Source organism: Rhizobium sp. P1_C7 (genome assembly GCF_056406295.1).
In genome coordinates this window covers 14,714-37,050 of sequence record NZ_JBFUAL010000022.1, presented here as the reverse complement: position 1 = coordinate 37,050, position 22,337 = coordinate 14,714, and the positions used below count along the sequence as shown (strand labels likewise).

At 59.6% G+C, this 22,337-nt stretch carries 25 protein-coding genes and 2 pseudogenes; 16 read left to right on the top strand and 11 right to left on the bottom strand.

The annotated features are described in order from the left end of the window. Positions 1–52: 52 nt before the first annotated feature. The gene (locus AC1D2R_RS26140; protein ID WP_477971921.1) at positions 53–856 is read right to left on the bottom strand and encodes an SDR family NAD(P)-dependent oxidoreductase; all 804 of its coding nucleotides are present in this window, start codon (positions 854–856) and stop codon (positions 53–55) included. A 153-nt stretch (positions 857–1,009) separates the two neighbouring features. On the opposite strand from AC1D2R_RS26140, the gene AC1D2R_RS26135 reads away from it, so the two are divergent. After that, on the top strand, positions 1,010–1,516 hold the full coding sequence (locus AC1D2R_RS26135; protein WP_477971919.1) for a MarR family winged helix-turn-helix transcriptional regulator: 507 nt from the start codon (positions 1,010–1,012) through the stop codon (positions 1,514–1,516). A 58-nt stretch (positions 1,517–1,574) separates the two neighbouring features. On the opposite strand, the gene AC1D2R_RS26130 is transcribed toward AC1D2R_RS26135, so the two are convergent. The 3 genes from AC1D2R_RS26130 to AC1D2R_RS26120 form a co-directional block, all read right to left on the bottom strand. Next, positions 1,575–1,919, bottom strand: a complete 345-nt coding sequence (locus AC1D2R_RS26130; protein WP_477971917.1) for a cupin domain-containing protein — start codon at positions 1,917–1,919, stop codon at positions 1,575–1,577. A 6-nt stretch (positions 1,920–1,925) separates the two neighbouring features. After that, the gene (locus tag AC1D2R_RS26125) at positions 1,926–3,209 is read right to left on the bottom strand and encodes an O-acetylhomoserine aminocarboxypropyltransferase (protein ID WP_477971915.1); all 1,284 of its coding nucleotides are present in this window, start codon (positions 3,207–3,209) and stop codon (positions 1,926–1,928) included. Positions 3,210–3,323: 114 nt separating this feature from the next. Beyond that, entirely contained in the window at positions 3,324–3,752 is a 429-nt protein-coding gene (locus AC1D2R_RS26120) for a CoA-binding protein (RefSeq protein ID WP_477971913.1), read from the bottom strand. A gap of 106 nt (positions 3,753–3,858) precedes the next feature. Here AC1D2R_RS26120 and AC1D2R_RS26115 point away from each other — a divergent pair, with 106 nt between their 5' ends. Continuing rightward, complete coding sequence (locus tag AC1D2R_RS26115; RefSeq protein WP_477971911.1) at positions 3,859–4,188, top strand: hypothetical protein; 330 nt, start codon at positions 3,859–3,861, stop codon at positions 4,186–4,188. Positions 4,189–4,583: 395 nt separating this feature from the next. Beyond that, positions 4,584–5,420 carry an EamA family transporter gene (locus AC1D2R_RS26110; protein WP_477972033.1) on the top strand — a complete coding sequence of 279 codons (837 nt, stop codon included), beginning with the start codon at positions 4,584–4,586 and terminating at the stop codon, positions 5,418–5,420. Here the strand turns inward: AC1D2R_RS26110 and AC1D2R_RS26105 are convergent, their stop codons facing one another. After that, positions 5,421–6,248 carry an enoyl-CoA hydratase gene (locus AC1D2R_RS26105; RefSeq protein ID WP_477971909.1) on the bottom strand — a complete coding sequence of 276 codons (828 nt, stop codon included), beginning with the start codon at positions 6,246–6,248 and terminating at the stop codon, positions 5,421–5,423. 73 nt (positions 6,249–6,321) lie between these two features. Here AC1D2R_RS26105 and AC1D2R_RS26100 point away from each other — a divergent pair, with 73 nt between their 5' ends. The 7 genes and pseudogenes from AC1D2R_RS26100 to AC1D2R_RS26070 all read left to right on the top strand — a co-directional run. After that, positions 6,322–6,753 (top strand): PaaI family thioesterase, encoded by a 432-nt coding sequence (locus AC1D2R_RS26100; RefSeq protein ID WP_477971907.1) that lies wholly within the window; start codon positions 6,322–6,324, stop codon positions 6,751–6,753. 223 nt (positions 6,754–6,976) lie between these two features. Then, a complete protein-coding gene (gene rplM / locus AC1D2R_RS26095) occupies positions 6,977–7,441 on the top strand; it encodes a 50S ribosomal protein L13 (RefSeq protein ID WP_057467201.1) in 465 nt (154 codons plus the stop codon). 2 nt (positions 7,442–7,443) lie between these two features. Continuing rightward, the gene (gene rpsI / locus AC1D2R_RS26090; RefSeq protein ID WP_477971904.1) at positions 7,444–7,911 is read left to right on the top strand and encodes a 30S ribosomal protein S9; all 468 of its coding nucleotides are present in this window, start codon (positions 7,444–7,446) and stop codon (positions 7,909–7,911) included. Between the two features lie 340 nt (positions 7,912–8,251). After that, on the top strand, positions 8,252–8,554 hold the full coding sequence (locus AC1D2R_RS26085; RefSeq protein WP_477971902.1) for a putative quinol monooxygenase: 303 nt from the start codon (positions 8,252–8,254) through the stop codon (positions 8,552–8,554). 99 nt (positions 8,555–8,653) lie between these two features. After that, the gene (gene speB, locus AC1D2R_RS26080) at positions 8,654–9,613 is read left to right on the top strand and encodes an agmatinase (RefSeq protein ID WP_477971900.1); all 960 of its coding nucleotides are present in this window, start codon (positions 8,654–8,656) and stop codon (positions 9,611–9,613) included. A 63-nt stretch (positions 9,614–9,676) separates the two neighbouring features. After that, on the top strand, positions 9,677–10,609 hold the full coding sequence (gene argC / locus AC1D2R_RS26075; protein ID WP_477971898.1) for an N-acetyl-gamma-glutamyl-phosphate reductase: 933 nt from the start codon (positions 9,677–9,679) through the stop codon (positions 10,607–10,609). A 26-nt stretch (positions 10,610–10,635) separates the two neighbouring features. After that, positions 10,636–10,944: pseudogene (locus tag AC1D2R_RS26070) on the top strand (sulfite exporter TauE/SafE family protein); the annotation flags it as partial. Positions 10,945–10,953: 9 nt separating this feature from the next. Here AC1D2R_RS26070 and AC1D2R_RS26065 read toward each other — a convergent pair. Next, entirely contained in the window at positions 10,954–11,361 is a 408-nt protein-coding gene (locus AC1D2R_RS26065) for a DoxX family protein (protein WP_477971896.1), read from the bottom strand. A 135-nt stretch (positions 11,362–11,496) separates the two neighbouring features. Next, positions 11,497–12,393 carry an aminoglycoside phosphotransferase family protein gene (locus tag AC1D2R_RS26060; RefSeq protein ID WP_477972032.1) on the bottom strand — a complete coding sequence of 299 codons (897 nt, stop codon included), beginning with the start codon at positions 12,391–12,393 and terminating at the stop codon, positions 11,497–11,499. A 426-nt stretch (positions 12,394–12,819) separates the two neighbouring features. Here AC1D2R_RS26060 and AC1D2R_RS26055 point away from each other — a divergent pair, with 426 nt between their 5' ends. After that, on the top strand, positions 12,820–13,893 hold the full coding sequence (locus AC1D2R_RS26055) for a dihydrodipicolinate synthase family protein (RefSeq protein WP_477971894.1): 1,074 nt from the start codon (positions 12,820–12,822) through the stop codon (positions 13,891–13,893). 104 nt (positions 13,894–13,997) lie between these two features. Then, positions 13,998–14,303, top strand: a complete 306-nt coding sequence (locus AC1D2R_RS26050; RefSeq protein WP_477971892.1) for a DUF1883 domain-containing protein — start codon at positions 13,998–14,000, stop codon at positions 14,301–14,303. Here the strand turns inward: AC1D2R_RS26050 and AC1D2R_RS26045 are convergent, their stop codons facing one another. Both AC1D2R_RS26045 and AC1D2R_RS26040 read right to left on the bottom strand, forming a co-directional pair. Further along, entirely contained in the window at positions 14,304–15,620 is a 1,317-nt protein-coding gene (locus AC1D2R_RS26045; RefSeq protein ID WP_477971890.1) for a replication-associated recombination protein A, read from the bottom strand. Then, positions 15,617–17,020, bottom strand: coding sequence for a DegQ family serine endoprotease (locus AC1D2R_RS26040; RefSeq protein ID WP_477971888.1), 1,404 nt, complete (start codon positions 17,018–17,020; stop codon positions 15,617–15,619). Before AC1D2R_RS26040 ends, AC1D2R_RS26045 begins: the two co-directional genes overlap by 4 nt. Positions 17,021–17,158: 138 nt before the next feature. On the opposite strand from AC1D2R_RS26040, the pseudogene AC1D2R_RS26035 reads away from it, so the two are divergent. Further along, positions 17,159–17,537, top strand: a pseudogene (locus AC1D2R_RS26035) (YkvA family protein). Between the two features lie 21 nt (positions 17,538–17,558). Beyond that, positions 17,559–17,912, top strand: a complete 354-nt coding sequence (locus AC1D2R_RS26030; RefSeq protein WP_477971886.1) for a lysozyme inhibitor LprI family protein — start codon at positions 17,559–17,561, stop codon at positions 17,910–17,912. A 43-nt stretch (positions 17,913–17,955) separates the two neighbouring features. On the opposite strand, the gene ilvD is transcribed toward AC1D2R_RS26030, so the two are convergent. Then, the gene (ilvD, locus tag AC1D2R_RS26025) at positions 17,956–19,794 is read right to left on the bottom strand and encodes a dihydroxy-acid dehydratase (RefSeq protein ID WP_477971884.1); all 1,839 of its coding nucleotides are present in this window, start codon (positions 19,792–19,794) and stop codon (positions 17,956–17,958) included. Between the two features lie 330 nt (positions 19,795–20,124). On the opposite strand from ilvD, the gene msrP reads away from it, so the two are divergent. Beyond that, positions 20,125–21,072 carry a protein-methionine-sulfoxide reductase catalytic subunit MsrP gene (gene msrP / locus AC1D2R_RS26020; protein ID WP_477971882.1) on the top strand — a complete coding sequence of 316 codons (948 nt, stop codon included), beginning with the start codon at positions 20,125–20,127 and terminating at the stop codon, positions 21,070–21,072. Then, complete coding sequence (gene msrQ, locus AC1D2R_RS26015; RefSeq protein ID WP_477971880.1) at positions 21,072–21,734, top strand: protein-methionine-sulfoxide reductase heme-binding subunit MsrQ; 663 nt, start codon at positions 21,072–21,074, stop codon at positions 21,732–21,734. Before msrP ends, msrQ begins: the two co-directional genes overlap by 1 nt. A 154-nt stretch (positions 21,735–21,888) precedes the next feature. Here the strand turns inward: msrQ and rplQ are convergent, their stop codons facing one another. Further along, a complete protein-coding gene (rplQ, locus tag AC1D2R_RS26010; RefSeq protein ID WP_007531696.1) occupies positions 21,889–22,314 on the bottom strand; it encodes a 50S ribosomal protein L17 in 426 nt (141 codons plus the stop codon). Positions 22,315–22,337 lie beyond the last annotated feature (23 nt).

Here is a 22,337-nt window from a genome sequence, read left to right as displayed (position 1 = left end):
TTGACGCGGTGACCCCCGATGCGCGGCGCGCCACCAAGCGAACACATGCGGCTCAGGCCGCGGCAACGCCATATCGCGCGGCGGGCTTGTCATGCGACAAGTTCGGTCCCAGAGCCAAACGCGCGGCGGTCACGGCAGCCAGATCCTGATCGTTCGGCAGCGAGGGGATCGTGATCAGCTCGCCGTGGTCGAGGCCGGCCAAGGCCGCGTCTACCATATCGGTCACATCCATCACCATCGATGGCGGGAACCTGTCCGTGGAAACGCCTGCGCGCTCGAAAATCTCGGTTCGCGTCAGACCTGGCAGAACGGCCTGAATCTTGACACTCTTTTCGGCCGTTTCGGCATGAATTGCCTGCGTGAGGTTGAGCACGAAAGCCTTGCTGGCGCTGTATGTGCCATTGAACTGCTCGGGCGCGTAAGCAACGACGGATGCGATGTTGACGATCGCCCCCCTGCCCCTTGCTGCGAAAACCTGCGCCGCAGCCACTGCAAGGCGGTTGACTGCAATCACGTTGAGCTCGATCATTCTGTCCAGATAATCGACATCGTCGGCCAGAAGCTTGCCTCTGGGACCCACGCCCGCATTGTTGACAAGCAAGGAGATCGCGCGGTCATCCCTCAGGCGTTGCTCGATCACGCGCACGTCTGCCCTTTCGGTAAGGTCGGCCGGCAATACATCCACATTCACGCCCGTCTCCTTCGTCAACCTTTCGGCAAGTGCCGAAAGACGCACGGCATCGCGTGCGACGAGCAGGAGATCATAGCCCCGCTTGGCAAGGCGGTCGGCGTAGGTCGCGCCGATGCCTGAGGAGGCACCGGTGACAAGGGCAGTTCCAAGATTGGAGCGGGACAATGCGGCATTCCTTTTGATTTCTGGAATTTACTGGTATATGCCACTATATTTAGGCTGCGGCCTCGCTTGTACAAGGGGCATCGTTCGAAATAGTCGGCTCAACGATTGACTGATCGTCAACAATGGGAAGACATCGCCTGCGGAGAAATCGACATGAATGAAAAAGCAGATGCACCGGGTGTGTGGAACTATTGCAGCAACAGCGCACTCAAACGTGCGTCCCGGCAACTTGGCCAGCTGTATGACGACATCCTCGCTCCGAGCGGCCTCAAGATCACGCAATATACTTTGTTGACGCAGATCAAGATAGGCAGGGAAACACCCCTCAAGAGGCTGGCGGAAGCCATGGTGATGGACCTGTCGGCACTTGGCCACACGCTGAAACCCCTCATAAGGGACGGCCTCGTCGAGCTCGCACCCGACGCCCACGACCGCCGCGTCAAGCGCGTGCGCCTGACGCAGGCAGGCGACAGGGAATGGACGGAGGCGAGCGCGCGCTGGCAGGACGCTCAAGCGCGCTTTGACAAGGCATTCGGCACGGAGGCGTCGGAAGCTCTTCGACGCACCATGGGTATCATCTCCTCGCCGGACTTTGCACGCGCCTTTGCCAGGGCGGACGACGCACCCAGCGTTGGCGCAACGACAGACGATGCACCTTGAGCGGACGTACGCCGTGGACCGCGGCGTACGGGAGTGCTCGTCGTGGTTCAGGCCGTTCCTAGAACTTGATCACATAGTCCTTGCGAGTCGTTTCAATGACTTCCCATGTTCCCTTGAAGCCAGGCCTCAGGATCATTCTATCCCCTGAGCGCAAATGAACTGGTTCGCCACCATCCTCTGTGACGACAGAGTGGCCGGACAGCACGTTGAAGTATTCCCACTCGTCATAAGCGATGCGCCATTTGCCCGGCGTTGCTTCCCAAATGCCCGAATAGAGCCCTCCCGGGACCTCCTCCAGACTCCAAGTTTTGAAACGAGGATCGCCGGAAACGATACGATCGGCCTCGGGCGCGCCGAACTCCGGTTCGGCGCCGCTGATGTCAAAAAAGACGTGGTTTGCCATCGAGCCTCAGATCTTTGCGAAAGACTGTTCGAGGTCGGCGATGATGTCCTTTACGTCTTCGATGCCTACCGAGACGCGAACGACGTCAGGACCGGCACCGGCTGCGATCTTCTGCTCGTCGGTCAGCTGGCGATGTGTGGTCGATGCCGGATGGATGACGAGCGAGCGCGTATCGCCAATATTGGCGAGGTGCGAAAAAAGCTGCAACCCTTCCACGAGCGACTTGCCCGCCTCATATCCGCCCTTGACGCCGAAGGTGAAGACCGACCCGGCCCCTTTGGGCGAGTAGCGCTGCTGCAGCGCGTGGTTCGGATCGTCCTCCAGGCCGGCATAGTTCACCCAGGCGATCTTACTGTGGGCTTTCAGCCATTTTGCAACGGCAGCGGCATTTTCGCTATGGCGTTGCATGCGAAGCGGCAGCGTCTCGATACCGGTCAGGATCAGGAATGCATTGAAGGGTGATATCGCCGGGCCGAGATCGCGCAGGCCGAGAACGCGGCAGGCGATGGCGAATGCAAAATTCCCGAAAGTCGAATGCAGGACGACGCCGTTATATTCCGGCCGCGGGCTCGATAGCATCGGATAATTGCCGGATTTCGACCAATCGAAGGTGCCGCCATCGACAATGATGCCGCCCATGGAATTGCCATGGCCACCGAGGAATTTGGTCAGCGAGTGAACGACGATGTCGGCACCATGCTCGATCGGACGAACGAGATAGGGGCTTGCCAAGGTGTTGTCCACGATGAGCGGCAAACCGTGCTTGTGGGCGACGTCGGCGATGGCCGCGATGTCGACAAACGTTCCGCCCGGGTTCGCTAGGCTCTCGATGAAGATGGCGCGGGTCTTTTCGTCGATCTGGCTCTCGAAACTCGCCGGATCAGCAGAATCGGCCCAGCGGACCTGCCAGCCGAAGTTATCGAAGGCGTGGCCGAACTGGTTGATGGAACCGCCATAGAGGCGCTTGGCGGCCACGAAATTCTCGCCCGGCCGCAGGATGGTGTGGAAGACGATCATCTGCGCGGCATGACCGGAGGCCACGGCAAGGGCTGCCGTGCCACCCTCAAGTGCCGCGACCCGCTCCTCGAGCACCGCCTGGGTCGGGTTCATAATGCGCGTGTAGATGTTGCCGAACTGCTGAAGGCCGAAAAGAGCGGCGGCGTGATCGGCGTCACTGAAGACGTAGGCGGTGGTCTGATAGATTGGCGTCGCGCGTGCGCCTGTTGCAGGGTCCGGCTTGGCCCCTGCGTGCACTGCCAAAGTATTGAATCCCGGATCGTTATTGGCCATGAAGTTCTCCCCATTCTGGTTGACCGAATGTGTCGGAGCATAGCGGACGATCAAGAAAAGTTAATCGCCATCTGTTTCAACCAAAACGCGTTTGGCGAAATATTTTCCCCTTCCTCATGCGACCAGACGCGGATACTCGATTGCCGGGCAGCGATCCATAACGACCTTGATGCCTCCGGCTTCCGCCCTTGCCGCCGCGCGGTCATCACGCACGCCAAGCTGCGCCCAGATCACCTTCGGTCGGGGATTCATCGCGAGTGCCTCATTGACCACATCAGACAGATGTTCCGAAGCGCGAAAGACATCCACCATGTCGACGGGAACGGGAACGTCGGCGAGCCGGCCAAAGACTGTCTGTCCCTGTATCTGCTTTCCCGTCTGCCCCGGATTGACGGGTATCACTTCATAGCCGCGCGACAACAGGTAGCCCATGACGCCGTTGCTCGGCCGGGCGGGATTGGGAGAGGCACCTGTCAAAGCGATGGTTTTCACCGAATGCAAAATAGCGAGAATATAATCGTCGTCGTATTGGTCGTGGTTCATGTCGCCTATTCTCCGGATAATGAACGCAGTCAGGTTTGCCGCAATTTGAAACCAACGGCTGGTTCCAGCGTATATAGTCATCAGGAAGCCGGAAGAGGATGTCTCGATGAGAAAACTGGCGCTTTTCACCGCGTTCGTTCTGGCCGCATCGCAAGCCCTGGCAATCTCACGATACAGTTCACAGGCGATGACCTGTCAGATGGCGCGTGCGGCGATTCACAACGAAGGCGCGGTCATCTTGCGCTATCCCTCAAAGCGCGTTGCCGGACTGACCTTGTACGACCGTTACATTCGCAACAGCCGCTTCTGCGATGCCAACCAATATGCGGAGTGGACGAGGATACCGACGAAGGACAATCCTAACTGCCGCGTTCTCAATTGCCAGAACCTAGACAACCTGGACGGGACTTTCATAATTCCCGACTATTCGCTCTGAATGCCGTTCGCTGTGACGCATCAAACATCTGGGCGCGGTTGCATTATACTACCCGATCGAGATGGAAACCAACCGAGAATTGGCGTGCGTGTGCCTATCGTGCATCACTCTTCAAAATTGTGAGCCACTAGCGTTCATGTGTTCACTGTATATCCTGTGTATGTATACATTTGTTCATGCGTATGTTAGAAACATCTCATGGTTGAATGAGGACTTTCTATTGAAATCGCTTGGCGTACGTGCATCTTGCGACGCGCCTAGAGAATCATCTGCGAGTTGCATTTAGACGTTTCGTTTGCTGTGCCGCCGCAGAAGGCGGGGTGTTGCTTTTTATCGGCGAGGGCGTAACAAGCTTCCAGCCTTTCCTTCCAATACACCACCCGGTAGTCCTCGCCTTGTCCGTCACCGTCATTCTGCTGGTTCTTTTCGGTGCGTTGCTACACGCGACGTGGAACGCCATCATCAAGGCAGGAACGGACAAGTCGCTCGATGCCAGCCTCATCTCGGCTGGCGGCGCGGTGGCCGCGCTGCCCTTCCTGGCGCTATTGCCGCTTCCCGACGGTGGTGCATGGCCCTACATCGGCGCCTCGGCGATCCTCCAGTTTATCTATTTCCAGCTGGTCGCCGCTGCCTATCGGGCAGGCGATATCGGCCTCGTCTATCCGCTGATGCGGGGATGCGCACCGCTTCTGATAGCCGCGACGAGCGGTTTCATTCTGAATGAAAGTCTTTCTGGCGGGACACTCCTCGGTACGGTGACGATCTGCGCCGGAATTTTGACGCTTGCCTTCGAAGCGCCCAAAGGCAGTGGAAGGGCGATACGTCTGGCGCTCGCCAATGCGTGCGTGATTGCCACCTACACCTACGTCGACGGAATAGGCGCGCGAATTTCCGGAAATGCCGTGTCCTATACGCTCTGGATGTCGCTGCTACCGCCGGTTCTGCTGCTTTCATGGGCCGTCTCGCGCCGCGGTCTGTACACCGTTGCTATGCATGTGCGGGTGAACTGGTGGCGTGGCCTGATGGGAGGCGCAGGCTCGATCGCCTCCTACGGGCTGGCGCTCTGGGCGATGACCAAGGCGCCGGTCGCGACCGTTGCAGCACTGCGCGAAACGTCGATCCTATTCGCCCTGATCATCTCAATTATCGTCCTGAAGGAAAAAGCGAGCCGGTGGCGATATCTTGCAGGCGCGATCATCGCCCTCGGCGGATTGGTCTTGAAGCTTGGCTAGCTATTCGCCGCTCCACTCCGGCATGCGCTTCCCGAGAAAAGCACCTATCCCCTCCTCGGCATCGCCGCTCATCATGCTGTCGACCATCACCTGGGCGGTATAGCTGTAGGCCTCCTCGACCGGCATCTCAAGCTGGCGATAGAAAGCCTCCTTCCCAATCCGCAACGTCAGCGGCGATTTGCTGGCGATGATGGTTGCGTATTTGGTGACGACCTGGGTGAGGTATTGCTTCGGCACGATACGGTTTACCAGACCGAAATCCTTGGCGGTTGAAGCATCGATCGTCTCACCGGTCAGCAGCATCTCCATAGCCTGCTTGCGGCGCGCCGCACGCGAAACGGCCACCATGGGCGTCGAGCAGAACAGCCCAATGTTCACGCCGGGCGTGCAGAAGGTGGCCGTATCGGTGCAGATCGCAAGGTCGCATGATGCGACAACTTGGCAGCCGGCGGCGGTCGCCAGTCCGTCGATCTCAGCGACGACCGGTTTCGGCAGGCGCGAGATCTCCAGCATCAGATCGGCCGCTAGCGCAAAGGTCTCCTCGAAGAATGCCACGCCGCCATCCGGATCGGCGCGATGCGCCGTCAATTCCTTCAGGTCGTGACCGGCTGAAAAAACGTTGCCGGTCGATGCAATGATGACGATGCGGACGTTATCGTCCTCCCCGGCCTTCTGGAGCTCGCCGAGCAGCGTCTCGAGAACCGCGACCGAAAGCGCATTGGCAGGCGGGTTGTTGAGAGTGAGCCTCAAAATGCCATCGGAAAGCTGGCAGAGCACCAACGCGGTCGCTTTGCTTGAGTCCATTCGCAATGATACAACTTCGGCCATGGTCCAACTCCTTGAGTATCCATTTCGTGCCAACAGTTCTGCCATAAGCGATGAACAATTTCGAGGAGAAGCGATGAAGCCGGTGATGACGATAGAGGAGGTCAACCGGTTTCTGGAGACGGATTTCCCGCAGATCCACACCGATGGGCGCGTCTTTGCCGTGACCGACATTGCGCGGGGCCGCGCGTGCATGCGGCTCGACCCCTCCGAGCGGCATCTGAGACCGGGCGGCACGGTGTCCGGCCCTGCCCTGTTCACGCTCGCCGACGTCACAGCCTATGTTGCCGTGCTTGCGCATATCGGCCCGGTGGCTCTTGCCGTGACGACAAACCTGAACATCAATTTCCTGCGCCTGCCGAGGCCACTGCCCACGACCTGTACCTGCAAAATCCTGAAACTAGGCAAACGCCTCGCCGTCATAGAGGCATCTATTTTTCAGCAGAACCCGGATGAACTGGTCGCCCATGCAACGGTCACATACTCGATTCCACCGCGTAAATGTTGAGGTATTGAATTACCACATATATAAGGCATTGATTTTGTTGTTTTGTTTTTCCGGCCACTCCTTGCGCTAATATTGACCCCAAAGGTGTTTGCTTCTATACACGCAACCAGAACGCAGCCTTTCCCGGCTGCTTTCTTTTTGGCGCGCCTTTGGGCCGTCAAATCAAGCAACAAGAAACGCCCTTTCGCCTTCGGGCCAAGGGATCCAAAAGAGAGTAACTACTATGGCAACCTTCTCCCAGAAGCCTGCAGAGGTGGAGAAGAAGTGGGTGATCATCGACGCCGAAGGGCTTGTCGTTGGCCGTCTCGCTTCTGTTATCGCTATGCGTCTTCGTGGCAAGCATAAGGCTACCTTTACGCCTCACGTTGACGATGGCGACAACGTTATCGTCATCAACGCCGACAAGGTCGTATTCACCGGCAAGAAGTATTCCGACAAGGTTTACTACTGGCACACCGGTTATGCCGGCGGCATCAAGGAGCGTACCGCTCGCCAGATCATGGAAGGCCGCTTCCCGGAGCGCGTCCTTGAAAAGGCAGTTGAGCGTATGGTTCCGCGTGGCCCGCTCGGTCGTCGCCAGATGAAGAACCTGCGCGTTTACGCCGGTTCCAACCATCCTCATGAAGCACAGCAGCCTGTCGCTCTCGACGTCGCCAAGCTGAACAAAAAGAACGTAAGGAGCGCCTAAGAATGGCTGACCTCTCCTCCCTGAAGGATCTCGGCACGTCTTCCGAAGCAGCTGCTCCGGTTCACGTCCGTAAGGTCGACTCGCTTGGCCGTTCCTATGCGACCGGCAAGCGCAAGAACGCCGTTGCACGCGTTTGGGTCAAGCCGGGCTCCGGCAAGATCGTCGTCAACGGCAAGGAATTCACGGAATACTTCGCACGCCCGGTTCTGCAGATGATTCTGCGTCAGCCGATCGTCGCAGCTGCCCGTGACGGCCAGTTCGACATCATCGCAACGGTTGCCGGCGGCGGTCTTTCCGGCCAGGCCGGTGCCGTTCGTCACGGCGTCTCCAAGGCACTCACCTACTTCGAACCCGGCCTGCGCTCGGTTCTGAAGAAGGGTGGCTTCCTGACCCGCGACAGCCGCGTCGTCGAGCGTAAGAAATACGGCAAGGCCAAGGCCCGCCGTTCGTTCCAGTTCTCCAAGCGTTAACCGCCAGCCGAGAATACGGGAATTACCAAGGCCGGGTTTTTACCCGGCCTTATACATTTGAGGCCGGAACATTGTAACGATGTTCCGGCCTCGCTTGTCATTGGTGTGGTTGCAACACCCCAATGGCGTTGCGCGAAGCGGTTGGGCCTTCCGGGCCTGAACTTTCGTTCGTAAAAAAGCGAAACCCTTTGCGCATTTCGAGGCTTCGTCGAACCGTTGAGAGAGCGTGACGTGGGAAGCCGGGCTTTTTTTCTTTCGGCGGATTGTCGAAGTTGTTCAATCCTGTTGCGACTTGGTGATAGTTTGCACCCGGGCGGAGGCGCACATAGAGGAGACGACGATGACCAAGCTTGCTCTCTACGTTGAACTCAAGGCCAAAGCCGACAAGGAAGAAGAAGTCGCACGATTCCTCACGAGTGCGCAGGCGCTGGTGGCCGCCGAGCCCGACACGGTCGCATGGTTTGCGGTTCGCTATGACCACAGTACATTTGCGATCTTCGATGCCTTTGACCGTGAAGCCGGGAGGCAGGCGCATCTGACCGGCAAGGTGGCGGCGGCTCTGATGGCGCGTGCGGGCGACCTTTTCGAAACACCGCCGCAAATCAGACGCCCCGAGGTGTTGGCAGACCGCCTGCCCGGCTGACTTTCCTACAGGCAACGAGGCCGGACCCGCTCCGGCCTCCAGCGTTTCGTACAATCTTTCTGATCCGCACGTTCTTCCATCCATCCCGAGGAGCAGACCTTGGCGAACAAGTCGATCGATCATGCCTTTACGGCAACCAGCCTCAACTCCGCCGCAACTGACCCGACATTTGCCGGCGCATTGTCTTTCATGCGCCGCCGCTTCACGAAGGACCTGACCGGCGCAGACGCCGTCGTCTGGGGCGTACCGTTCGATGCGGCGACGTCCAATCGCCCGGGAACGCGTTTCGGGCCGCAGGCGATCCGGCGTGCATCGGCGATCTTCGACAACGATCCGCAGTATCCGTTCAACCGCGACCTGTTCGCCGAGATGTCGGTCATCGACTACGGCGATTGTCTGCTCGATTATGGCAACAATCAGGAAACGCCTGCCGCGATCGAGCAACAGGCAAAGACGATCGTAGATAGCGGCGCATTCATGCTGACGCTCGGCGGGGATCACTATGTCACCTGGCCGATCCTGAAGGCCCATACCGCAAAGCACGGCCCGCTGGCGCTCGTCCAGTTCGATGCGCATCAGGATACGTGGTTCGACGACAACAGGCGCATCGATCACGGTTCCTTCGTAGCGCGTGCAGCGCGCGATGGCATCATCGACCCGGACCGCTCGATCCAGATCGGCATCCGCACCCATGCGCCTGAAGACTTCGGCATACAGATTCTCTACGGCCACCAGGTCGAAGACATGAGTGCCAACGACATCGCGACAACCATCATCTCACACACCCGAGGGGCGCCGTCCTATCTGACCTTTGACATCGACTGCCTAGATCCGGCCTATGCGCCCGGCACCGGAACACCGGTTTCGGGCGGCCCCTCGAGCGCGAAAATCCTCTCCGTGCTGCAACGGCTACACCAGCTCGACATCCGCGGCGCCGACGTCGTGGAGGTGTCGCCTGCCTACGACCACGCCGATATCACTGCCATTGCGGGCGCGACAGTCGCGATGTATATGCTTGGACTGCATGCCGAGCGCCGCGCTGCCGCGTCACAAGGCTGACTCATCCAACTCGCAAAGTGAATCCGGATTTCTTTCTAACCTATTGAAAGTGTGAGCAAGACAATGGCACCGAAGATCTTCATCGATGGCGAACACGGCACAACGGGCTTGCAGATCCGCACGCGCATGGCCGGCCGCCGCGACGTCGAGCTTGTGTCTATTCCGGAAGCCGAGCGGCGCAATGCGGCGATCCGCGAGGACATGCTGAACAGCGCCGATATTGCTATCCTGTGCCTGCCTGACGACGCATCCAAGGAAGCGGTGCAGATGGTTTCGGCCAACAACAATGTGCGTGTCATTGACACGTCGACGGCGTTCCGCGTCAATCCCTCCTGGGCCTACGGCTTTGCGGAGATGGACAAGGTGCAGGCAGAGAAGATCAAGGCGGCCCGCTTCGTGGCAAACCCCGGCTGCTATCCAACGGGCGCTATCGGCCTCATCCGGCCGCTGCGTGCAGCCGGCATCCTGCCGGACGCCTATCCAGTGACAGTCAATGCCGTGTCTGGCTACACTGGTGGCGGCAAGCAGATGATCGCACAGATCGAGGACCTGAGCCGCGACGATGCGATCAGCGCGCCTCATTTCCTCTACGGCCTGCCTCTTACGCACAAGCATGTGCCCGAAATGAAGATCCACGGCCTGCTAGACCGTGCGCCAATCTTCTCGCCGTCGGTCGGCAAATTCGCGCAGGGCATGATCGTGCAGGTGCCGCTCTATCTCGACGACCTTGTTGCTAGCGCTACGCTGGAAAGCATTCACGCAGCACTGGTGGACCACTATGCGGGTCAGAACATCGTGACGGTCGTGCCGCTCGAAGAGAGCCGCGCGCTGTCCCGCATCGACGCTGTCGAACTCGCAGGCAAGGATACGATGAAGCTCTTCGTCTTCGGCACGCCAAGCGCTTCGCAGGTCAATCTCGTCGCACTGCTCGATAATCTCGGCAAGGGTGCATCCGGCGCCGCGGTGCAGAACATGGATCTGATGCTGGCCTCGTAGTTCGGGCGCCTTTCACCGCCGCGGGCGGCCTGTTCAGCGGCGCAAGCCAACTCGGCGACCCGCCTGTCGTTGCCTATTGGCTCGCTGGGAAGACAGACTTTGCGAAGGTTCGGGCCGAGGTCATTCCGTCTTTCTCGATATCGACTTGCTTCAGCGTCGTCAGTTATTACGCCGGCGGCCGGTTCGTGCAGACGGTGTTCGCGCTGACGGTCGTGATCCTGCCGACCTATGCGGTCGGCCTGGAAAAGGAAAGTACCCTCCGGATCATCTGCTATGCGCTGATCGGCGCCTCCCCCGTCATCGGAATGCCGGCACTCGACGGAATCTTGCGCTAGAGTGCGAAATCAGGCGGTTCGCCGCACCAAGCCCGCTTTCACGACCAGCGCATCGCCCGGACCATGGACGGCAGCAAACAGCAGTCCGGCGAGGAATGTGAAGTGGTCGACGAAGAATCCGAACTCTGCCTGGCTTGCGCTCCAACGGCCGGGGCCGTGGAATGCGAAGGCGAGAAAGACAACATAGATGCCGGCCAGCAATGACGCCTCGGAAAAGAAGGCACCGGTTAGAAATGCAAGGGCGAGCGCAAGTTCGAACAAGGCCGCGATCCAGGCGAGAAAAAGCGGGAAGGGAAAACCCGCGGCGGCGATATAGCTTGCGGTCGACTGCATATCGATGAACTTGAAACTTGTCGCCATGACAAAAACGGCACCAAAGATCAGCCGCGCGACAAGGATTGCGATTGTCCTGCTCATATCAGTCTCCTCTTTGGCCGCAATGGGCCCTCAATGGTATGCATGTTCAAGGTCCGCCGTGATTTCTGCTTTCCGCACACACGGCAAGGACGACTGAGGGCTTCGCTTGCCGACAGCGGAACTGCTCTTTTTCACTCATGCCCATTCGCGGTGATCGGCCAGCACCTCATCTATCACCCGCCATGACCTCTCGACGCCGGACTGGTTTGCGCCCGACATTCCTGCCGCGACGATCAGTGCCTTCCACAGCGTCCAACCGCGTCCCCGCGCCCAGGTTTGCTTGTCGAGCGGTCGGGCGTTGCGGAAGGCCTCTCGGCTTTCCCCCTCGAAAAAATGCCAGGTGATCGCGAGGTCGCAGGCAGGGTCACCGATGCCGCATGTGCCGAAGTCGATGACTGCGCTGAGGTTGCCATTCTCGACGAGGAGGTTGCCGTAGGCGACGTCTCCGTGGAACCAGACGGGCGGCAAACTCCAGGATGTCGAAAGAGCCGCCTCCCACACTTCGATGGCAGACTTCACATCCACCCTTTCGTCAAGAACCAACAGCGCCCTGCGGGCCTGGGTGTCATATACGCGAAGCGGACCGCCGCGGTGGAAGTTGTGCGTGCCGGGCAACGGCCCTCCCGTCGCATCGACCCTCTGCAGCGCATCCAGAAAGCCGGCGAGCGTTAGGGCGAACCCCGTAAGATCTGCGATTCGTTCGACCCGGGCGGTCTCGCCCTTGCGCCACTCGTAGACGGACCATGGCCATGGATAGGTCTCGTCCGGACGGCCCATTGCGAGCGGCAAAGGGATCGTCAGCGGCAATTGTGGAGCAAGGATCGGCAACCAGTACTGCTCCTTTGCCACCTGCTCGGCATAATGTGTGGCGCTCGGTAGCCGCACCGTCATGTGATCTCCGAGGTGAAACGTTCTGTTGTCCCAGCCACCAAACGCTACCGGCTTCACCGGCAACGATGACCATTCGGGAAACTGCTGCGCAATCAGCCGGCGCACCAGCGCCGTATCGATCAATGGCTGTTCTGTTGGCACATCAAACACTGGGATGGTTCCTTTAGACGTAGCGCGACAGTGTTCGACGGGGGCAGATCAAGCAGTGCCTCTGACGTTGATTCCGAAATCACGGGCAAGCACCTGATTGCAGGCGCAAGTCCCGAATCGGAAAGCGCTCCGAATAATGGGTCTTTATATCATTTCTATTTCTTTCGATCTGGCGCCGAATGGCTTTCATAGGGCGCCCGGCGTTAGCCTCTGCTTGCAATGCAGAGGTAGAAACCATGCGATATTTCATGTCCCCGAGCTCTCTCGGCGCCCGTCCTCGAAAGCCGATGCGGAAGCGGCAGATGCGTGAAAGGCGGACCGCGCGGGCGCTGCTCATTTTCGGCATCGTGCTCGCCACCGTCGAGCTCTATGTCATCCTTGGCGGTTTCTGAGGTACAAATGCGAGCGAGCACTTCGTTGCGCCTCGGCGCAATCACGACCGCGCTGATTACTCCGTTTCGTGACGACAAACTGGATTTCGCAGCGTTGGAGCATCTGGCGGAACGGCAGATCCGTTCCGCCATTGACGACTTGGCGGTATGCACGGTGACCGGCGAAGGGCCCACCCTCACCATGGAGGAGCGGGCCGCAGTGGTTCGGACGTGTGTCCGGGTCGCGGCAGGTCGTGTGCCGTTCATCGCGGCGACAGGCACGAGTTCGACGTCCAGCACCGTCGCCCTCACCCGAGAGGCAGAAGATCTCGGTGCCAGCGCGGCTCTGGTGACACTTCCTTACTATTCCAAGCCTGGGCATAGGGGCGTAGTGCACCACTTCGAGACCCTGGCAGCTGCAACAACGCTGCCCTTGATCGCGGACAGCAACCCGTCTCGTTGCGCCATTGGCCTTTCACAGGAGACGCTCGAAACGTTTTCCAGCATCCCGTCGATCGTCGGCTTGGTGGGGATCCTGGGCAACGGCTGCAGCCTGAACGCTCTGGCGCCGCACCTGCGCGATCGGTTTACCTTCCTGTCCAACCGGGACGACACAGCCGTGGCCTTTTTGAGCCAGAGCGGCGACGGCATTATCTCAGCCGGAGCGAATGTCCATCCGCGACTGTTTGCCTCCATGCAACAGGCGGCGCGAGGCGGGAACATTTGCGCCGCGCTGGCGCTCGAGGAATGGCTGCTCCCACTTATGCAGGCTCTCGGAGTCCAGGGTAATCCGTCCGCGATCAAGCATGCAGTTCACTCTGGCGGCAACTTCAGCGTCCACTCGAAAGGAAAATCGATGCCTTCTCTTCATTCGCGCGCGCCGATTGCACCTCTCAAGCGAGAAGCATCGGTACGCTTCACAATTGGCCAGGATAAAACCGGCCGTTGGGTGGTCCAGGATCGCGACGGCCGCGTCGGCGGGATTTTCACCAGCGAGCAGGCGGCGCGCCACTTCGCTGCCGATGAGTGCGGCCATGATGCCGCGCAGATTGCTCACGCCCGTGACGGTTTGGTATTGCAGTTCACGCCGCTAGATGGCGACAGTGGAAGCATTCACTGACAGCCTCGATCGGATATGCCGGGTGCCGGTTCGAGACGCCGCAAACGCTTCCTTAACCGGCCGCTGTTAGTCTGAGCGTCTAGATCACAGCTGCCAGAAGACCCATGTCGAAACCGAATTTTCGCTTTACCCACTACGATCTCAAGGACCAGAGAGTCGGGACGATAGTCGAGGTGACGCTGAATGCGGTCGCGAACGTGCGGCTGATGACCGCGCCGAACTATCAGCGCTTCACCGAAGTTCTCGACTTCAAGTATGTCGGCGGTGTCGCGCGCAAATCGCCCGTCCGCATCCCCATTCCCGAAAGCGGCCACTGGCATCTTGTGGTCGACATGGAAGGCCACCATGGGCTCGCAGAATCGTCGGTCAAGATTACCGCCCCATCATCTGCGCAGATGCGGGCACAGTGATCAGCGCTGATTGCGTTCTTTCCTGAGCTTCGACCACCATTCCAGGCGCTTGCGGATATCGCGCTCGAAGCCTCGTTCAGGCGGATCGTAAAAAGTCTGGCGACCCATCTTCTCCGGGAAATAATCCTGACCGGAGAAAGCGTCCGGCTCGTCGTGGTCGTAGCGATAGCCGTCGCCGTAGCCCTCTCCCTTCATCAGCTTTGTTGGGGCGTTGAGGATATGCTTGGGGGGCAGGAGCGAGCCATTCTGTTTGGCGGCTTGCGTGGCGGCTTTAAACGCGGTGTAGACCGCGTTCGACTTCGGCGCGGTCGCGAGATAGACGCAGGCCTGTGCCAGCGCTAATTCGCCCTCGGGCGAGCCGAGATAGTCGTAGGCATCCTTGGCGGCATTGCAGATCACCAACGCTTGCGGATCCGCAAGACCAATATCCTCTACCGCCATGCGCACCAGCCGGCGACCGAGGTACAACGGATCCTCTCCCGCGTCGAACATCCGGGCGAGATAGTAGAGTGCGGCGTCAGGGTCGGAACCTCGAACCGACTTATGCAATGCGGAAATGAGGTTGTAGTGCCCATCCTGCGCTTTGTCATAGACCGGTGCGCGGCGCTGGACAATGCGAGTCAGGCCCTCCGTATCAAACGTCTCTCCCTCTCGCGCGGCGCGCCAGATTTCCTCGGCAAGCGTGAGCACGGCCCGTCCATCGCCATCTGCCATCCGCAGCAAGCTTACCCTTGCCTCAGATGTCAGCGGCAATGCCTTTTCTTCGGTTGTCTCCGCACGCTTCAGCAACTCCGCCAGGCTCTCGTCGTCGTGCGACTTGAAGGTCAGTACGCGCGCCCGAGAGAGAAGAGCGGCATTGAGTTCGAAGGACGGATTTTCGGTCGTGGCTCCCACGAGGATCACGGTGCCGTCTTCCATGACAGGTAGAAAGCTATCCTGTTGAGCACGGTTGAAGCGATGGATCTCATCGACGAAGAGCAGTGTCTGGCGACCATCCATGCGGCGCAGGCGCGCGCCTTCGAAGACCTTTTTCAAATCCGCAACGCCGGAGAAGATGGCAGAGATCTGCTCGAAGGCAAGACCAGCCTCACCGGAGAGCAGCCGCGCGACCGTGGTCTTTCCTGTCCCCGGCGGTCCCCAGAAGATCATTGATCCCAACGAGCCGCTCTCGATCATCCGCCTCAGCACGCCGTCCTCGCCGGTCAGATGCTCCTGACCGGTGACCTCGGCCAGCGTTTGTGGACGGAGCCGATCCGCAAGCGGCCGCCGGTTCGCAACCTCCTGCGGAATGCGCGGCGCGAAGAGATCGTTGCTCATCGGAAGAACTGCCGAATACGCTGACCATCGCGCTCGATCTCGACGCGCCAGAAGCTCGGCTCCTGGTTCGCCATTGCGGCAAGGTCCTTGGTGGTCTTCACTTCCGTGCCATTGATGGACACGATGATATCCTTCGGCTCGAAGCCCAGGCGGGCGGCGAGAGAACCATCCGTCACCTCGGCGACCACCACGCCAGCCGATTCCGACGACATGCGCAACTCGTCGGCAACCCGCGGCGAGAGGTTTTCGACGACCGCTCCGGTGAAGGGCGAGTGCCCGTCGATCGAGCGCCGATCGCGCGGCGCGGTTTCAGGAGCGCGTCCAAGCGCGATGGAAACCGTTTGCTCGCGACCATTCTCGATGACTGTCAGGTTGACCGTCTTGCCGAGGCCGGCGGTCGTCAGCCTGTAGAGCAACGCATCCGGGTGTTCGACCGGAACACCATCGACCGCCGTTACCACCTGACCGGCCTTGAGGCCGGCCTTTGCGGCAGGTCCGCCGTCCGTGACCTTCACCACGATCGCGCCGCGAGCTTTGGCGAGCCCAAGAGCATCCGCCACTTCGGAGGTAACAGCGTCAAACGTGGCGCCGACATAGGGGCGCTCGAATGATTTTACGCCGGCATCCGCCGACGTGAGGAATACCTTGACCAGGTTGGCGGGGATGGCGAAGCCAATGCCATTGGAACCGCCGCCGCGGGAGAAGATCGCGGTGTTGATGCCGATCAGTTCACCCTTCATGTTCATCAGCGCACCCCCGGAATTGCCGGGGTTGATCGATGCATCCGTCTGGATGAAGAAACCGAACTCGTTTTTGACAACCTGGTTGCGGGCAAGTGCCGAGACGATGCCGCTCGTCACGGTCTGGCCGACACCGAAGGGATTGCCGATTGCCAGCACCAGATCACCAACCTCGACCGCATCCGAGTTGCCGATCGGAAGTGTAGGGAAGCTTTCCTTGGTCTCGATCTTCAACACGGCAAGATCGAGACGGTCGTCCTTGAGCACGACCTTGCATGGAAACTCCCGACCATCGGAGAGGGCGACCTTGATGTCGTCCGCGCCGTCGACTACGTGGTTGTTGGTTACAACAGTCCCGTTTGCCTCTACGATGACACCGGAACCGAGCGAGGACTGCTTCTCGCTGCGATTGGGCATTTGCTGTCCGAAGAACTGTTCGAAGAAGGGATCGCCGGCAAAGGGCGACTGGCGCCGCACTGTCTTTTCCGCATAGACGTTGACAACAGCCCCGGTCGTCTGCTTGACCAGCGGTGCAAACGACAACTGCATTTCCATCTGGCTTTGCGGCACAGTCTTGGCAGTCTGAGCATGGGCATCGAGCGGAAGTGCAAGCACCAGAGCGAGCATCGGCAAAGAGGCGCGCTTCAACAGGTCGTGCATGGGAATCCCTTCTGAAATACTCGTGAGAAGACGTTGTAGCGCCGGACGCTAGAAAGGAAAGAGGGCGGAAGCATGGAAGTGTGCGCGCGCTCACGCGATGCTGAAGTTAGCTGCCAAAATGAGTCAGAAACAGGCGCCATGCTGCTGATATCAAAGATCAAAACATGGGCGAAATCACTAGAGCGCGACATTGTCGCGCTATTGGCTCGCCGCTCGCGACGACCGCGTTCCCTGGTATGCCAAAGCAGTGGCTGGGCTGTGGCTGCCCATGCGCTTTCACCCGTCGACCTGATCCCCGATTTCATTCCGGTTCTGGGATATCTGGACGACCTGATTTCGTGCCAATCGGCATCATGCTGGCCATCCGCCTCGTTGCCCGGAACTGATGGTCGAGTTTCGCACGGCAGCGATAGAGCCCCTCGCGCGTCACGTCAGCCGCTGCGGTCTGTTTTTTGTGCTTGCCGTCTGGCTGTGCTGCATCATCTTCGTCGCCATGGCGCTGACAAGAGCCAGATAGCAATGGAACAGGAACGAATGCATGACGCGATACCGCAGCTCCATCCTCCTCACGGCCGCCGCCGTCCTGGCCCTCACATCCGGCATCGCCAATGCGGCGAGTTTCAACTGCGACAACAAAGAATTGAAGCCCGATGAGAAGGCGATCTGCGACACCCGCGCTCTCAACGATGCCGATGTGAAGATGGTCACCACATTCGACATTCTCTCGGGGCTCCTGGCGATGGGCTCACGCGGGACGCTACAGGACGAGCAGACGGCGTGGCTCAAGAAGAGACAGGCATGCGAGGCGGATACGAGTTGCATCAAGGCTGCCTATGACGAGCGCCTGAAACAACTGGATGATACATACAAAAAAATAAACCGGCCGCTTTGAAGCGACCGGTCTTGTGAGCGTCTGATTCTTATCGGCAGGTAGATCAGCGGCCGCCGAGATCGCGTACCGCGCCGCGATCGGCGCTCGTTGCAAAGGCAGCATAGGCCTTGAGCGCGGTGGTGACATTGCGCTTGCGCGGTTCTGCCGGATGCCAGCCCTTTTCCTCCTGTTCGGCGCGGCGCGTGGCCAGTTCCTTGTCGTCGACGCGCAGGTTGATGGTCCTGTTCGGAATGTCGATGTCGATCGTGTCGCCTTCGCGGACTAGGCCGATCGTGCCGCCATTGGCGGCCTCGGGAGAAGCGTGGCCGATCGAAAGACCCGAGGTGCCGCCGGAGAAGCGGCCATCGGTGATCAGCGCACAGGCTTTGCCGAGGCCCTTCGACTTCAGGTAGCTTGTCGGATAGAGCATTTCCTGCATGCCCGGGCCGCCCTTCGGGCCCTCGTAGCGAATGACGACAACGTCGCCGGCCTTGACCTCGTTGGCAAGGATCGCCTTGACGGAAGCATCCTGGCTTTCGAAGACACGCGCAGGGCCCGAGAACTTCAGGATCGATTCATCGACGCCTGCAGTTTTCACGATGCAGCCATCAAGCGCCAGATTTCCCTTGAGGACAGCTAGGCCGCCGTCTTTGGAAAACGGATGCTGGGCGTCGCGGATGACGCCTTTTTCACGGTCGAGGTCGAGTTCTTCCCAGCGTGAGCTCTGGCTGAAGGCAACCTGCGTCGGGACGCCGCCGGGCGCCGCGCTGAAGAGCTCGAGGGCTGCCTTGTTGTCGGTGACGGCGATATCCCACTGAGCCAGCGCTTCGCGCATCGTCGACGCGTGAACGGTTGGAAGATCGACGTTGAGCAGGCCAGCGCGGTTCAACTCGCCCAGGATAGCCATGATGCCGCCGGCGCGATGCACGTCCTCCATGTGAACGTCGGCCTTTGCGGGCGCGACCTTCGAGAGACAGGGAACGCGACGGGACAAACGGTCGATGTCGTCCATGGTGAAATCGATTTCGCCCTCGTGGGCTGCCGCCAGAATATGGAGCACGGTATTGGTCGATCCGCCCATTGCGATATCGAGCGCCATGGCGTTTTCGAAGGCGCCCTTGCTCGCGATAGTGCGCGGCAAGGCAGTGACGTCGTCCTGCTCGTAGTAGCGCTTGGCCAAAGCGACGATACGGCGGCCGGCTTCAAGGAAGAGCCCCTTGCGATCGGAATGGGTGGCAAGCGTCGAACCGTTCCCGGGCAATGACAGGCCAAGGGCTTCGGTCAGACAGTTCATCGAATTGGCCGTGAACATACCCGAGCAGGAACCGCAGGTCGGGCAGGCGGAGCGTTCGATGACGGCAACATCCTCGTCGCTGATCTTATCGTCGGCGGCGGCCACCATGGCATCGACCAGGTCGAGCGCCACCCTCTTGCCGTGCATCGTGACCTTGCCGGCCTCCATCGGTCCGCCGGACACGAATACCGTCGGGATGTTGAGGCGCAGAGACGCCATCAGCATGCCGGGGGTGATCTTGTCGCAGTTGGAGATGCAGACCATGGCGTCGGCGCAGTGGGCGTTGACCATGTATTCAACGCTGTCGGCGATCAGTTCGCGTGACGGCAGCGAATAGAGCATGCCGTCGTGGCCCATAGCGATGCCGTCATCTACGGCGATCGTGTTGAATTCCTTTGCGACGCCGCCGGCGGCTTCGATCTCGCGTGCGACCAGCTGGCCGAGGTCCTTAAGGTGAACGTGGCCGGGAACGAATTGGGTGAAGGAGTTCACCACAGCGATAATCGGCTTCCCGAAGTCCGAATCCTTCATGCCCGTTGCGCGCCAAAGGCCGCGCGCACCCGCCATATTACGGCCGTGGGTCGTGGTTCTGGAACGATAGACTGGCATAGGCGTATTCCTCAACGTGTCGGAAGTTGTCCACGATGCAGGGCGGCAAAAGAATTGCGGCCGGGCAATCACTGCTTTTGGAATTGTCGTAGTCCAAACCGCCTGTACTGTCACTACCGGGAAAGCCGAAAGCGGTACGCCATATCTTCATCTAAATACCGACGCGCATATACGTCGGCGCCGCGTGTTTTGTTACAGAATATTCCATCACGGCCGTACACAAAAAATTGCCTTCCCGTAGGCACTCAGGACGGCATAAACAATGATCCGAATACACGTATGATGCGTTTAACTCCTATGCCCGAGTCATCATGCTCAAAAGGCTTTCCGATGCCCGTTTATCGCCCATCCCGAATAAACTCCTCCGAGATCACGCCGCGTCAGCTCTATGTTCGGCGCCGAGAGTTTCTTGGCGCAGCGGCACTTGGAGCCATGGCGGTTTACAGCGCCGGCAAAGCGAGTGCCGCAGCTCTCTCCGCCGTCGAGAGCAAGTACGCAGTCGATGAAAGAACAACACCAATGAAGGACGTCACGACCTACAACAACTTCTACGAATTCGGCCTCGACAAGGGCGATCCCGCCGCATTGTCCGGCGACTTCAAGCCGTTGCCGTGGACGGTCAAGGTCGATGGTATGGTCGGCAAGCCCGGCATCTTCGACATCGAGGCGCTGATGAAGGAATTCCCGATCGAGAGCCGCACGTACCGGATGCGTTGCGTCGAAGCCTGGTCGATGGTGATCCCATGGGACGGCTTTCCGCTGGCTGCGTTGCTCAACAAGGTCGAGCCGCTCGGAAGCGCCAAGTACGTCGCCTTCGAAACCGTCGTGCGTCCGGAAGAAATGCCGGGCCAGAAAGGCATATTCCAATCCCTCGAGTGGCCTTATATCGAGGGACTGCGCCTTGACGAGGCAACCCACCCGCTGACGCTGCTTGCCGTCGGCCTCTATGGTGAAACGCTGCCCAATCAGAATGGCGCGCCGATCCGACTGGTCGTGCCCTGGAAGTACGGCTTCAAAGGCATCAAGTCGATCGTGCGGATCACACTGACCGACAAAGAGCCGAAGAACACCTGGCAGGTGACGAACCCGCAGGAATACGGCTTCTATGCCAACGTCAACCCGACGGTCGATCACCCGCGCTGGAGCCAGGCGACCGAACGGCGTATCGGCGAAAGCGGCTTCTTCGGTGCCAGCCGCCACAAGACCCTGCCCTTCAACGGCTATGCCGACGAGGTTGCTAGCCTCTACGCGGGCATGGATCTCAAGGCCAATTTCTGATGGCGGCCCCGTTTTTCAATCTGCCGAAGCGCTGGCAGCCGGCATCCGTCTGGCTGCTCTACGTCGTAGGTCTGATGCCGGCCGCCTGGACCTTCTATCTCGGCGCGTCGGATCAGCTCGGCGCCGACCCCGTCAAGACGTTCGAGCTGTTTCTCGGCCTATGGGCGATCCGCTTCCTCATCCTGACACTTGCCGTCAGCCCTGCCCGCGATCTCCTCGGCTGGAACTACCTGCGCTATCGCCGCGCACTTGGCCTTATCTGTTTTTACTACGTGGTGATGCATTTCACGGTCTACATGGTGCTGGACCAGGCGCTCGACGTCTCTGCGGTCGTGGACGACGTGCTGAAGCGGCCGTTCATCATGTTCGGCATGGCCGGGCTTACATTGCTGGTGCCCCTAGCGATTACCTCCAACAATTACTCGATCCGCAGCCTCGGACCGAAATGGGTATGGTTGCACCGGCTGGTCTATATCATTGCGGCCTGCGGCGCAGTGCACTTCGCACTCTCAACGAAGCTGCTCGGTCTCGAGCAATATATCTACGTCGGCATGATCATCCTGCTGATCCTCTATCGCTCTTGGCGGCCGATCGCCCGGAGCAGGAAGGTCGGACGCGGTCGCCAAGCCAACGTGTCGACGGCCGCACGGCCAGCAAACTAGGATTCGCTTATATCAATTGAGCCGGGCGACTATACGACTATACGCGCTTCGTGACACATGCTTCAAGTAGAAGGTCGCATTCCAATGGCGTCCACAAACGAAAACAGCCGGGCTTCGCAGCCCGGCTGTTTTGCTTCCGGCGGACCGGAAAATATCAAGCGGCTTCAGCAGCGGCGGCTTCGGCTTCGACGCGAGCCTTGTCAGCTGCGCCCTTGGCGTAGGTGTCGCGATCAACGAATTCGATGACTGCGAGCGCAGCGTTGTCGCCCTGACGGAAGCCAGCCTTCATGATACGCAGGTAGCCGCCGTTGCGGGTTGCGTAGCGCGAAGCGATCGTGTCGAAGAGCTTCGAAACGACAGCGGCATCGCGGATCTGCGAGATCGCCTGACGACGAGCGTGCAGGTCGCCGCGTTTGCCGAGGGTTACGAGCTTTTCAACGATCGGACGGATTTCCTTCGCCTTCGGTAGGGTCGTCACGATCTGCTCATGGGTGATGAGCGAAGCCGCCATGTTGGCAAACATTGCCTTGCGGTGGCTAGCGGTTCTATTCAGCTTGCGGCCGGCTTTACCGTGGCGCATTGCTATTCTCCTTCACATGCAGG

What these genes read in the sequence shown, in the direction of transcription:
- AC1D2R_RS26045 (WP_477971890.1), bottom strand. Translation starts at nt 15,620, where the DNA reads ATGAGCAACGATCTCTTCGCGCCGCGCATTCCGCAGGAGGTTGCGAAC.
- argC (WP_477971898.1), top strand. Translation starts at nt 9,677, where the DNA reads ATGGCACCGAAGATCTTCATCGATGGCGAACACGGCACAACGGGCTTG.
- AC1D2R_RS26085 (WP_477971902.1), top strand. Translation starts at nt 8,252, where the DNA reads ATGACCAAGCTTGCTCTCTACGTTGAACTCAAGGCCAAAGCCGACAAG.
- AC1D2R_RS26040 (WP_477971888.1), bottom strand. Translation starts at nt 17,020, where the DNA reads ATGCACGACCTGTTGAAGCGCGCCTCTTTGCCGATGCTCGCTCTGGTG.
- AC1D2R_RS26125 (WP_477971915.1), bottom strand. Translation starts at nt 3,209, where the DNA reads ATGGCCAATAACGATCCGGGATTCAATACTTTGGCAGTGCACGCAGGG.
- rplQ (WP_007531696.1), bottom strand. Translation starts at nt 22,314, where the DNA reads ATGCGCCACGGTAAAGCCGGCCGCAAGCTGAATAGAACCGCTAGCCAC.
- AC1D2R_RS26100 (WP_477971907.1), top strand. Translation starts at nt 6,322, where the DNA reads ATGAAGCCGGTGATGACGATAGAGGAGGTCAACCGGTTTCTGGAGACG.
- AC1D2R_RS26065 (WP_477971896.1), bottom strand. Translation starts at nt 11,361, where the DNA reads ATGAGCAGGACAATCGCAATCCTTGTCGCGCGGCTGATCTTTGGTGCC.
- AC1D2R_RS26135 (WP_477971919.1), top strand. Translation starts at nt 1,010, where the DNA reads ATGAATGAAAAAGCAGATGCACCGGGTGTGTGGAACTATTGCAGCAAC.
- rplM (WP_057467201.1), top strand. Translation starts at nt 6,977, where the DNA reads ATGGCAACCTTCTCCCAGAAGCCTGCAGAGGTGGAGAAGAAGTGGGTG.
- msrP (WP_477971882.1), top strand. Translation starts at nt 20,125, where the DNA reads ATGCCCGTTTATCGCCCATCCCGAATAAACTCCTCCGAGATCACGCCG.
- AC1D2R_RS26130 (WP_477971917.1), bottom strand. Translation starts at nt 1,919, where the DNA reads ATGGCAAACCACGTCTTTTTTGACATCAGCGGCGCCGAACCGGAGTTC.
- AC1D2R_RS26105 (WP_477971909.1), bottom strand. Translation starts at nt 6,248, where the DNA reads ATGGCCGAAGTTGTATCATTGCGAATGGACTCAAGCAAAGCGACCGCG.
- AC1D2R_RS26030 (WP_477971886.1), top strand. Translation starts at nt 17,559, where the DNA reads ATGACGCGATACCGCAGCTCCATCCTCCTCACGGCCGCCGCCGTCCTG.
- ilvD (WP_477971884.1), bottom strand. Translation starts at nt 19,794, where the DNA reads ATGCCAGTCTATCGTTCCAGAACCACGACCCACGGCCGTAATATGGCG.
- rpsI (WP_477971904.1), top strand. Translation starts at nt 7,444, where the DNA reads ATGGCTGACCTCTCCTCCCTGAAGGATCTCGGCACGTCTTCCGAAGCA.
- msrQ (WP_477971880.1), top strand. Translation starts at nt 21,072, where the DNA reads ATGGCGGCCCCGTTTTTCAATCTGCCGAAGCGCTGGCAGCCGGCATCC.
- AC1D2R_RS26050 (WP_477971892.1), top strand. Translation starts at nt 13,998, where the DNA reads ATGTCGAAACCGAATTTTCGCTTTACCCACTACGATCTCAAGGACCAG.
- AC1D2R_RS26120 (WP_477971913.1), bottom strand. Translation starts at nt 3,752, where the DNA reads ATGAACCACGACCAATACGACGACGATTATATTCTCGCTATTTTGCAT.
- AC1D2R_RS26115 (WP_477971911.1), top strand. Translation starts at nt 3,859, where the DNA reads ATGAGAAAACTGGCGCTTTTCACCGCGTTCGTTCTGGCCGCATCGCAA.